9 protein-coding genes are annotated in these 11,033 nt (G+C 70.3%); 4 read left to right on the forward strand and 5 right to left on the reverse strand.

Annotation, left to right across the window (positions count from 1 at the left end; translation table 11 throughout):
- The coding region (locus tag IJH84_RS18995) for an NDP-sugar synthase (protein ID WP_295146928.1) at nt 1-825 on the reverse strand (825 nt) is incomplete at its 3' end.
- Between the two features lie 470 nt (nt 826-1,295).
- On the opposite strand from IJH84_RS18995, the gene IJH84_RS19000 reads away from it, so the two are divergent.
- Nucleotides 1,296-1,751, forward strand: coding sequence for a hypothetical protein (locus IJH84_RS19000; RefSeq protein ID WP_295146931.1), 456 nt, complete (start codon nt 1,296-1,298; stop codon nt 1,749-1,751).
- A 373-nt stretch (nt 1,752-2,124) separates the two neighbouring features.
- On the opposite strand, the gene IJH84_RS19005 is transcribed toward IJH84_RS19000, so the two are convergent.
- A complete protein-coding gene (locus IJH84_RS19005) occupies nt 2,125-2,766 on the reverse strand; it encodes an alpha-ketoglutarate-dependent dioxygenase AlkB (RefSeq protein ID WP_295146934.1) in 642 nt (213 codons plus the stop codon).
- A 142-nt stretch (nt 2,767-2,908) separates the two neighbouring features.
- On the opposite strand from IJH84_RS19005, the gene IJH84_RS19010 reads away from it, so the two are divergent.
- From IJH84_RS19010 to IJH84_RS19020, 3 genes are all read left to right on the forward strand, one after another.
- Nucleotides 2,909-3,349 carry a Fur family transcriptional regulator gene (locus IJH84_RS19010; RefSeq protein ID WP_200072405.1) on the forward strand — a complete coding sequence of 147 codons (441 nt, stop codon included), beginning with the start codon at nt 2,909-2,911 and terminating at the stop codon, nt 3,347-3,349.
- Nucleotides 3,342-5,537 carry a catalase/peroxidase HPI gene (katG, locus tag IJH84_RS19015; protein WP_295146937.1) on the forward strand — a complete coding sequence of 732 codons (2,196 nt, stop codon included), beginning with the start codon at nt 3,342-3,344 and terminating at the stop codon, nt 5,535-5,537. The genes IJH84_RS19010 and katG overlap by 8 nt, the downstream gene beginning before the upstream one ends.
- Nucleotides 5,538-5,949: 412 nt before the next feature.
- Nucleotides 5,950-8,367, forward strand: coding sequence for an excinuclease ABC subunit UvrA (locus IJH84_RS19020; RefSeq protein WP_295146940.1), 2,418 nt, complete (start codon nt 5,950-5,952; stop codon nt 8,365-8,367).
- A gap of 136 nt (nt 8,368-8,503) precedes the next feature.
- Here the strand turns inward: IJH84_RS19020 and IJH84_RS19025 are convergent, their stop codons facing one another.
- The 3 genes from IJH84_RS19025 to IJH84_RS19035 form a co-directional block, all read right to left on the reverse strand.
- Nucleotides 8,504-9,793, reverse strand: coding sequence for a CitMHS family transporter (locus tag IJH84_RS19025; protein WP_295146944.1), 1,290 nt, complete (start codon nt 9,791-9,793; stop codon nt 8,504-8,506).
- A 90-nt stretch (nt 9,794-9,883) separates the two neighbouring features.
- Complete coding sequence (gene otnC, locus IJH84_RS19030; protein WP_200072364.1) at nt 9,884-10,507, reverse strand: 3-oxo-tetronate 4-phosphate decarboxylase; 624 nt, start codon at nt 10,505-10,507, stop codon at nt 9,884-9,886.
- The coding region (locus tag IJH84_RS19035) for a nucleotide-binding domain containing protein (RefSeq protein ID WP_295146948.1) at nt 10,504-11,033 on the reverse strand (530 nt) is incomplete at its 5' end. The genes IJH84_RS19035 and otnC, both read right to left, overlap by 4 nt.

Genomic DNA, 11,033 nt, shown 5'->3' on the forward strand with positions numbered 1-11,033 from the left:
GTCGACCCGGGCATCGGCGGCCACCTCGGCTCCCGGCAGCAGCAGCGCCTCCCCCGGCCGACCGGGCAGCGCCGCGGACGGCAGCGCACCGCGCACCAGATCCGCCGAACCGCGCACGTACGCGGCCGGAGTCCCCATGTCCAGCCAGTACGACGAGTCGATGTGCGCCTGCACCCGCGCGCCGGATTCCAGCAGGCCGGGGAAGGTCTCGCGCTCCACCGACACCCGGCGCCCGGCCGGGATCGCCTCGATCACCGGGCGCCGGAACACGTAGCAACCGGCGTTGATCTGATCCACCGGCGGATCCTCGGTCTTCTCCAGGAACGCCTCGACCCGGCCGTCGGAGTCCGTGGGCACGCACCCGAACTGCCGCGGGTCGTCCACCTTGACCAGGTGCAACGTGACCTCCGCGGCGTTCGCGCGATGCGTGTCGACGAGCCCGCGCAGGTCCAGGCCGGAGAGGATGTCCCCGTTGAACACCAGCACGTCGTCCTCCCGCAGCAGGTGCGCGACGTTGCGGATAGCGCCCGCCGTGTCCAGCGGTTCCTCCTCGACGACGTACTCCAGGTCGAGGCCGAACTCGGAGCCGTCGCCGAAGTGCTCGGCGAACACCTCCGCCTTGTACGAGGTGCCGAGCACCACGTGCTCGATGCCCGCGTCGCGGATGCGGGCCAGCAAGTGGCTCAGGAAGGGCACGCCTGCGGTGGGCAGCATCGGCTTCGGGGCGGACAGCGTCAGCGGGCGCAGGCGCATCCCCTTGCCGCCGACGAGCACCACCGCCTCCGCGCCGGGCAGCGGATCGGGACCTGCGGGTCCGGCGGTCATACCGGGCCTCCTTTCTCCGGGCCGGGTGGCCGGCGAGCCGCCGGCCGCGGCCCCGGCGGTCCGCCTCGGGCCGCGACGACCCGGCCGCGGTCGCGGCCGGGCGTGCGTCGATCCTGACGAAAACCCGTTGGGAGGAATACTGTGCCAACAGCGGCGGCATAATGGACCCAGGGTCGGCCTCGGTGGGCTGGATCACTCCCGACGAGCCCGGCATCCGCGGTCCGCCACCAGCGGTTCCGCCTCGCGTGACCGACCTGAACGAACCCCGATACCGAGTCGAAACCGAATGCGGCGGCGTCGCACCGGGCAACGTCGCAGTGGCAACATGAGCGCGAACATCGAAGCCGCACCACGACTTCGACCGGCCCTGCCCCCGCGCGCCGGGTGCGGACCGGCCCAAGAGGCGTCGCCCGGCGGGCACGCAGCGCGCGGCGGAAGATCCGACGGCGAAAGCATGGAGAGGCACCGCTATGGACCCGCGGGACCGAGCCGACGAAACACTTGCTCGTGCGCGGGCACGGGGCAGGTTCGTCGTCACGCCGGACAGCGCCACGTCGCCGATGGACGCCTCGAACACGGTGCGGATCCCGCGCGATGTGGTGGACGCCGCGGACCGTGCCGGTCACGACCCGAACGCCACGCGGACGTTGGGGCGCCCGGAGCGTCCGCAGGGCACGTCGCAGCAGTACGGCCAGCAGCAGAGCAGTCAGCAGCAGTACGGCCAGCAACAGGGCAGTCCGCAGCAGGGCGGCCAGTACGGGCAGCAGCGCGGCGGGCAGCAGTCCGAGCAGTACGGCTGGCCGGTCGAGGAGTACGGCCAGGACCAGCTCGGCCAGCAACTCCCGCCGAACCCGTACCAGGCGCAGCGGCCCGCGGGGCAGTTCGGCCCGCTGGGTTCGCAGGCGGCGCAGCACAACCAGTACTGACGCCCGGGCCGCGGCCCCTAGGAGCGTTTAGGAAATGGTTTGCGTAGCGGGTCGGGTAGCGGAACCTCAGACGCCTTCCGGCTCCGGGATCTCATCCTGAAGTAGCTCCCTACTCGGCGTCCGAGCTGTCCTCGCCAGAAGACGTCTGAGAACCCGCCGGTGGTCCGGCTGAGTCCTCGGGCGGCGCAAGCGGCTGCCGCCGCTTTTCAAACAGAACCTGGCCGTCCCGGCCGCTGTTCGGCCCGGTTCGTCCGTTGTGGACGGACCGGGCCGTTGCGCGCCGGTAACGCCGGGCAGTGTTCAGGCGTCCGGCGTGGACTCGCCGGCGAGCGGGCCGTCCCGGTGGGCGGAATCGCGCGTCCACATCGGACCGTCAGAGCAGTCCCGACTCGCGCAGCGTGATGTTCAGGCGTCCGCCCGCCATGCCGATTTCCGGTCCGGTTCCCGGGAAGGTCTTCGGCACGCCGTGGTAGGCGAGTCGCGAGCTGCCGCCGAACACGAACAGGTCGCCGGAGCGCAGATCGACGTCCGTCCAGGGCTTGCCGCGGCCCTCGGTGTTGCCGAAGCGGAACGTGCAGGCGTCGCCGAGGCTCAGCGACACCACCGGCGCAAGGGTTCGGTCGTCGCGGTCCTGGTGCATGCCCATCCGCGCCTGGGCGTCGTAGAAGTTGACCAGCGCCACGTCCGGGTCGTAATCCGCGCCGACCCCGTAGGCGTCGGCGACCGCCTCCCGGCCGAGTGCTCCCAGCCAGCCCGGGAACGGCGTGACCGGCGAGCCGTCGCCGTCGTCCACGGTGCGCGAGTACCGGTACGGATACCAGTGCCACCCGAGGCAGACCGTGCGCACCGACATCACGCCCCCGCTCGGCAGCCGCGGTGAGCGCAGGCCCGCGCTCGCGGCCCATTCCCGGCACGCGCGGACGAGATCCCTCTGGGCGTCGAGGCCCAGCCAGCCGGGCACGTGCACCGCGCCCGGTGCGACTTCGGCCCGTTCCCGGGGCATCAACGGCTCCACGCTGCCAGTCCAGCACGCTCCGCCTGGGCCGGGCGACGCCCGGGGTAACGGCACGGCAAGAATCTGCGGAACACTCTTGATTCATTCCAGAAAATGGCTCAAACTGCTGCGCGTGCCAGCGACGACTGGAGACTTCGAGGGGATGTTGCGCGCGGCCGAGCTGCGCGTGACCCGGCCGCGGGTCGCGGTGCTGTGCGCGGTGCACGACCACCCGCACGCCGACACCGAATCCATCATCGGCGTCGTGCGCGGCGAGCTGCCCAAGGTTTCGCACCAAGCCGTTTACGACGTGCTGCGTGCGCTGACGACGGTAGGGCTGCTGCGCCGGATCCAGCCGATGGGTTCGGTGGCCCGCTACGAGGCGCGGGTCGGCGACAACCACCACCACGTCGTGTGCCGGTCGTGCGGCTCGATCGCCGACGTCGATTGCGCCGTGGGCGCCGCGCCCTGCCTGACCGAGTCCGATGCCCACGGCTTCACCATCGACGAGGCCGAGGTCATCTACTGGGGGCGCTGCCCGGCCTGCGCGGCCCGCTCGCTTGGCGAACAACCCAATGATCCCGAAAGGATTCCCGGTGACTGACAGCCCAGACGCCACCACCGGCGGTTGCCCGGTCGCGCAAGGCGACCGCCTTCCGCACCCGACCAGCGGTGACGGCAACAACTTCTGGTGGCCGAACCGGCTCAACCTGAAGATCCTGGCCAAGAACCCGGCCGTGACCGATCCGATGGGCGAGGACTTCGACTACGCCGCCGAGTTCAAGACGCTGGACCTGCCCGCCGTGAAGCGGGACATCGAGCAGGTGCTGACCACCTCGCAGGACTGGTGGCCCGCCGACCACGGGCACTACGGCCCGCTGATGATCCGGATGGCCTGGCACAGCGCGGGCACCTACCGGACCAGCGACGGCCGCGGCGGCGCCGACGGCGGTCAGCAGCGGTTCGCACCGCTGAACAGCTGGCCGGACAACGTCAGCCTGGACAAGGCGCGCAGGCTGCTGTGGCCGGTCAAGCAGAAGTACGGGCGCAAGATCTCCTGGGCCGACCTGCTGGTGCTGACCGGCAACGTGGCCCTGGAGTCGATGGGGCTGAAGACCTTCGGCTTCGCCGGTGGCCGGGTGGACTCGTTCGAGCCGGACGAGGACGTCTACTGGGGCTCCGAGACCACCTGGCTCGGCAGCGACCAGCGCATCTCCGGCGGCGAGCGGCGCGACCTGGAAAAGCCGCTGGGCGCGACGCACATGGGCCTGATCTACGTCAACCCGGAGGGCCCGGAGGGGCAGCCGGACCCGGTCGCGGCGGCCCGCGACATCCGCGAAACGTTCGGCCGGATGGCGATGAACGACGAGGAGACCGTCGCGCTGATCGCCGGCGGGCACACCTTCGGCAAGACCCACGGCGCCGCACCGGACTCGAACCTCGGCCCGAACACCGAGGCCGCCCCGCTGGAGGCGCAGGGCCTCGGCTGGAGCAACGGCTACGGCACCGGCAAGGGCGCCGACACGATCACCAGCGGCCTCGAGGTCACCTGGACCTCCACGCCGACCACCTGGAGCAACGGCTTCTGGGAGAACCTCTTCGGCTACGAGTGGGAGGTCTACCAGGGCCCGGGTGGCGCCTGGCAGTGGCGCCCGGCAGGCGGCGCGGGCGAGGGCACCGTCCCGCACGCGCACGACGCGTCGAAGAAGATCGCGCCGAACATGCTCACCACGGACGTGTCGCTGAAGGTCGACCCGATCTACGAGCCGATCTCGCGGCGCTTCTGGCAGAACCCGGACGAGTTCGCGGACGCCTTCGCGCGCGCCTGGTTCAAGCTGACCCACCGCGACATGGGGCCCGCCGACCGCTACCTCGGTGACGAGGTCCCGTCCGAGGTGATGATCTGGCAGGACCCGGTGCCCAAGCCCGAGCGCACGATCGGCACCGCGGAGATCGCCGAGCTCAAGCGCGCGATCGCCGAGTCCGGGCTGACCGTGCAGCAGCTGGTCTCCACCGCGTGGGCCGCGGCCTCGACCTATCGCGACAGCGACAAGCGCGGCGGCGCCAACGGCGGGCGCATCCGGCTGGAGCCGCAGCGCAGCTGGGAGGTCAACGAGCCGGAGCGGCTCGCGACCGTGATCAGCGCCCTGGAGCAGATCCAGCGCTCGTCCGGCACCGCCGTCTCGTTCGCGGACCTGGTCGTGCTCGGCGGCTGCGTCGGTGTCGAGCAGGCCGCCAAGGCCGCCGGGTTCGACGTCGAGGTTCCGTTCACCCCTGGCCGCGGCGACGCGACCGCGGAGCAGACCGACGTGGAGTCGTTCTCCCACCTCGAGCCTGCCGCCGACGGGTTCCGCAACTACCTCGGCAAGGGCGCCGCGCTGCCCGCGGAATACCTGCTGATCGACCGGGCGAACCTGCTCGCGCTGAGCGCGCCGGAGATGACCGTCCTGCTCGGCGGGCTGCGCGTGCTCGGTGCGAACCACGGGCAGTCGGCGCTGGGCGTGCTGACCGACAAGCCGGGCACGTTGAGCAACGACTTCTTCGTCAACCTGCTCGACATGGGCACGACGTGGCGGGCGGCCGACGAGTCCTCGGAGACCTTCGAGGCGATCGATGACGCGGGCCGGGTGAAGTGGACCGGTAGCCGGGTCGACCTGGTCTTCGGCTCGAACTCCGAGCTGCGGGCGGTCGCCGAGGTCTACGCGGCCGACGACGCGGCGGCGAAATTCGTCCGCGACTTCGTCGCGGCATGGGACAAGGTCATGAACTCGGACAGGTTCGACCTGGCCTGATTCCTTGTTGAAAGCCCATTTTTGAGGTTTGCGTAGCGGGTCAGGTGGCGGAACCTCAGCGGCTTCCTCGCTGCCCCTTGCCGATGTGACCGCGATTTCTGACGTAGGCCCCTACGCGGCGAAATCGCTGTCCTCGCGAGGAAGCCGCTGAGAACCCGCGGCGGTGCCGGTTGCTTGCATGGTCGCTGCTCAGCGGCTGCGCCGCTGACAAGATGAAGATCAAAAAACAAGATCAAAAAGGGGCCGCGCACCGGACTCCGCCCGCTTGGGCGGGGTCCGGTTGTGTTACCGGTGTGCGTGTGCGCAGAGCCGCCGGGCGCTGCGCAGTGCGGCGCGGCTGGAGTGCGGTGTCGGGGGGTCCCAGTAGATTCTGCGGCGGAGACCGAGTTCGTCAGGCACATGTGGAGGTCCGATGAGCACCGCCGAGAAGCCGTCGGACCAGTCGTCGGCCCGATCGTCGGCCCGGCCGCCGGTCCAGCACGTCGCCGACAGCCACGATCTGATCCGCGTGCACGGCGCGCGCGAGAACAACCTCGCCGACGTCAGCATCGAGCTGCCCAAGCGCAGGCTGACGGTGTTCACCGGGGTCTCCGGATCGGGCAAGAGCTCGCTGGTGTTCAGCACCATCGCCGCCGAGTCGCAGCGGATGATCAACGAGACCTACAGCGCCTTCCTGCAGGGCTTCATGCCCGCGTTGGCGCGGCCCGATGTCGACGTGCTCGACGGGCTCACCACCGCGATCATCGTCGACCAGCAGCGGATGGGCGCCGATCCGCGGTCCACGGTCGGCACCGCCACCGACACCGGCGCGCTGCTGCGGGTGCTGTTCAGCAGGCTCGGGCAGCCGCACATCGGCTCGCCGCAGGCGTTCTCGTTCAACGTCGCCTCGATGAGCGGGGCGGGCGCGATCACGCGGGAACGCGGCGGCAGGACCGTCAAGGAGCGGCAGAGCTTCAGCATCACCGGCGGCATGTGCCCGCGGTGCGAAGGCAGGGGAGCGGTCTCGGACATCGACCTCACCCAGCTCTACGACGACTCGAAGTCGCTGTCCGAGGGCGCGTTCACCATCCCCGGGTGGAAGTCGGACAACTTCTGGAACGTGCGGGTCTACGCCGAGTCGGGCCTGGTCGATCCGGACAAGCCGATCCGCGAGTACACCGCGCAAGAGCTGCACGACTTCCTGCACAAGGAGCCGATCAAGGTCAAGGTGGACGGGGTCAACCTGACCTACGAGGGCCTGCTCCCGAAGGTCCAGAAGTCGTTCCTGTCCAAGGACCCCGAGGCGATGCAGCCGCACATCCGGGCGTTCGTGCAGCGGGCGGTCACCTTCACCAGCTGTCCCGAGTGCGGCGGCACGCGGCTCAGCGAGGCCGCCCGCTCGTCCGAGATCGCCGGGATCAGCATCGCCGACGCCTGCGCGATGCAGATCAGCGACCTGGCGGACTGGGTCCGCGGTCTGGACGAGCCGTCGGTGGCACCGCTGCTCACCGCGTTGCGGGAAACCCTCGACGCGTTCGTGGAGATCGGGCTGGGTTACCTCTCGCTGGACCGCTCCTCTGGCACGTTGTCCGGTGGCGAGGCGCAGCGCACCAAGATGATCCGCCACCTCGGTTCGGCGCTGACCGACGTCACCTACGTCTTCGACGAACCGACCATCGGCCTGCACCCGCACGACATCCGGCGGATGAACGATCTGCTGCTGCGCCTGCGGGACAAGGGCAACACGGTGCTGGTCGTCGAGCACGAGCCGGAGACGATCGCGATCGCCGACCACGTCGTCGACCTCGGCCCCGGCGCGGGTTCGGCGGGCGGCACCGTCTGCTTCGAGGGCACCGTTGCGGAATTGCGCGGCCGCGACACCGTCACCGGCCGCCACCTCGACGATCGGGCCCCGCTCAAGGAGCAGGTGCGCGAATCCACCGAAGCGGTGCGAATCCGCGGCGCGGCGCAGCACAACCTGCGCAACGTCGACGTCGACATCCCGCTCGGGGTGCTGTGCGTGGTCACCGGCGTTGCGGGCTCCGGGAAGAGTTCGCTGCTGCACGGGTGCATCCCGGCTTCGGCGGGCGTGATCTCGGTCGATCAGGCCCCGATCCGCGGATCGCGGCGCAGCAACCCCGCGACCTACACCGGCCTGCTGGAACCGATCCGCAAGGCGTTCGCGAAGGCCAACGGCGTGAAACCGGCGCTGTTCAGCGCCAACTCCGAGGGCGCCTGCCCGGGCTGCAACGGCGCCGGAGTCGTCTACACCGACCTGGCGATGATGGCCGGGCTCGCCACCACCTGCGAGGAGTGCGAGGGCAAGCGGTTCCAGCCGTCGGTGCTGGAATACCGCTTCGGCGGGAAGGACATCAGCGAGGTGCTCGCGATGCAGGTGGCCGAGGCCGCGGAGTTCTTCGGCGCGGGCGAGGCGCGCATCCCGGCCGCGCACCAGATCCTGCAGCGGATGGCCGACACCGGACTCGGCTACCTCGGTCTCGGCCAGCCGCTGACCACGTTGTCCGGCGGCGAGCGGCAACGGCTCAAGCTGGCTACCCACCTGGCCGACAACGGCGGGGTGTACGTGCTCGACGAGCCGACCGCCGGGCTGCACCTCGCCGACGTCGAGCAGCTGCTCGGCCTGCTCGACCGGCTCGTCGACGCGGGCAAGTCGGTCATCGTCGTGGAGCACCACCAGGCGGTCATGGCGCACGCCGACTGGATCATCGACATCGGGCCGGGCGCGGGCCACGAGGGCGGCCGGGTCGTCTTCGAGGGCACCCCGGCCGAACTCGTCGCCGACCGCTCCACGCGCACCGGCGAACACCTCGCGGCCTACGTCGGCTGCTGAGCCGAACTCCTCCCGGACGTCCCCGCGGCCGTTGTTGATCCGCTGCCCGTCGCGTCCAGCGCATCCTCAACTTGCTCGAAGCCCGACGAATCGCCTCCGATGTGGACGAAGAAGGTGCCGGGATGTCCGGTGGTCTTCAGTAGACCGTGATCGCTCCGGTGAGCACGGCGAATGCGATGTAGGCCAGCGAGGCGAGCAGCACCCACAGCAGGGCGAAGCGCTGGAAGTCGCCGAGTTCGCGCTTGATGAGCCCGAGCAGGACCCACAGCGGCGCGGAGGCCGGGCCGATGGAGTGCATCATCTGGCCGATCGCTCCGGCCCGGGCGATCTCGACCGGGGCGATGCCGTAGTGGCCGGCCGATTCGGCCAGCACCGGCAGGACGCCGAAGAAGTAGGCGTCGTTGGACATGAAGAAGCTCAGCGGCAGGCTGATCACGGCGGTGAACAGCGGGATCAGGTTGCCGAGCGAGTCGGGCACGATCGACAGCAGCGCGTCGGCCATGGCTTCGGTCATGCCGGTGTCGGTCATGATGCCGGTGAAGATCCCGGCGCCGAGCACGAGCATGACCACCGGTACGGCGTTGCCCGCGTGCTTCTTGATGACCTCGCCCTGGTCGGCCAGGCGCGGGTGGTTGACCAGCAGAGCGATGACGAACGCGACCATGAACAGGTTGACCAGCTCGGCGACTCCGGCGATCAGCAGCACCAGCAGCAGCACGGTCAGCCCGGCGTTGAACCAGGTCCGCCAGTCGCGGTTGTTCTCGTTGCGCTGCTGGGCGATTTCGGCGGCGAACTCGTCGATCACGGCCCGGTCGATGCGGTCGCGCTGGCCGCGGCCGAGCACCCAGGCGATCGCGACGATGGCCAGCGAGGTCAGCACCATCGGCGCGATCATGTGCGTGAAGTAGTCGGTGGAGTCCAGGTGCAGCACGCTGATCCCGCGGGTCGCCGCGCCGCCCCACGGGGTGGTGCCGGAGATGGTGCCCAGCGCCATCGTGGCGATGGTGGCGATCACCAGCGGGTTGATCCCCAGCCGCCGGTAGAGCGGTAAGAACGCGGAGCAGACGATCATGTAGCTGGTGGTGCCGTCGCCGTCGAGGGCGACCAGCAGCGCGAGGATCGCGGTGCCGACGCAGATGCGCACCGGGTCGCCCTTGGAGATCCGGATGATCGCCGTCGAGATCGGATCGAACAGCCGGGCATCCATCATCACGCCGAAGTACAGCACCGCGAACAGCAGCAGGATCGCGGTCGGCGCGACGATCTCCAGGCCGTTGAGCATCATCTCGTCGAGATCGCCGCCGAATCCGGCGGCCACGGCGAAGACGATGGGGGTGACCATGATGGCGACGAAAGCGGTCAGGTATCGGCGCATCACCAGCGCCATGAAGACGCCGAGCGTTGCGAATCCCAGGACGGCGAGCATCGTTGCTCCTTTGCTGCGCGAAACGGCCGCGGTGCGGGCCGGGGCTCGCGCGCGCTGATCGGATCGGTGGGCGCCGGTGGCAGCGCGGGCTCAGGAGCCCGGCGCCGCGAGTTCCCCGGCCTGCTCCGGTGTGAGCGGCCGGGAACGCATTCCCCGCAGCAGCAGGAAAATCCGGGCAGTCTCTTCGAGCTCTTCGACGGCGTCGGCCGCCGCGGGGAGGTCCCGGCCTGCCACGACCGGGCCGTGGTTGGCCAGCAGCAACGCGTGGTGCCGCGCGGCGGTTCCTTCGACCAGCGGGCCGAGCCCGTCGTCACCGGGCGCGTGATAAGGAAGCAGCGGCAGGTGGCCCACCCGCATGGCGTAGTAGGCGGTCAGCGGTGGCAGCACGTCGTGCGGATCGACGTCGGCCAAGCAGGAAACCGCGACGGAGTGGGTGCTGTGCAGGTGGATCACCGCTGCGGCGGAGGGTCGTGCCCGGTACATCGCCGCGTGCAGGAAAGCCTCCTTGGACGGGCGCGGGCCGCTCAGGTGCGCGCCATCGAGGTCCAGTTCGGACAGTCCGGCCGGATCGAGGGCGCCCAGCGAAGCGCCGGTCGGAGTGAGCAGGATCCGGCCGTGGTGGCGAACGCTGATGTTGCCGGTACGCCCGAAGGTCAACCCGCGCTCGAAGAACGACGCTCCCAGCGCGGCGACGGCTGCCGCGGTGTCGCTCATGATCGCCCCTGTGCCGCACGCGTCAGCAGATCGGGGCGGCCGAAGTTGCCGGATTTCAGCAACAGCGCCACCGGCGGGTCACCGTCGTGCACGCACCACGGCACGCCCCGGTCGGCTTCACCGGTGACCGCGACCGCGGTCACGCCGAGGGCGTTGACCACGGCTCCCGAGGTTTCGCCGCCCGCGACGACGAGCCGTCGATACCCGAGCTGCACCGCGCTTCGCGCCAGTGCCGCCAGAATCCGTTCGTAGCTCGCGGAGTCCGATGTCCGTTCTTCCGGCGGCGCGGAGGAGTAGACCAGCAGCGGACCGCCGTCGGCGTGCTCGCGCAGCCAGTCGTCGGCCAGCTCGTGCAGACGCTCGGGATCGGGGACGGCGCGCAGATCCAAGCGGTGCGCAGGCAGGTGTTCCCGCGCCCGGTCGACCTGCTCGAGCGTGGTGCGCGAACAGCTGCCCGCGAGCACGAGCGCCGGTCCGGCCGGGATTTCCGGAATATCGCGGGCTTTCGTCGACGCGCCCGCGGCGA

The organism is Saccharopolyspora sp. (assembly GCF_017434145.1).
GTDB lineage: Bacteria > Actinomycetota > Actinomycetes > Mycobacteriales > Pseudonocardiaceae > Saccharopolyspora_C > Saccharopolyspora_C galaxeae.

Bases quoted from the DNA above. Each gene is read 5' to 3' on its own strand.
- IJH84_RS19000 (WP_295146931.1), top strand. From the start codon at position 1,296: ATGGACCCGCGGGACCGAGCCGACGAAACACTTGCTCGTGCGCGGGCA.
- IJH84_RS19010 (WP_200072405.1), top strand. From the start codon at position 2,909: ATGTTGCGCGCGGCCGAGCTGCGCGTGACCCGGCCGCGGGTCGCGGTG.
- IJH84_RS19020 (WP_295146940.1), top strand. From the start codon at position 5,950: ATGAGCACCGCCGAGAAGCCGTCGGACCAGTCGTCGGCCCGATCGTCG.
- IJH84_RS19025 (WP_295146944.1), bottom strand. From the start codon at position 9,793: ATGCTCGCCGTCCTGGGATTCGCAACGCTCGGCGTCTTCATGGCGCTG.
- otnC (WP_200072364.1), bottom strand. From the start codon at position 10,507: ATGAGCGACACCGCGGCAGCCGTCGCCGCGCTGGGAGCGTCGTTCTTC.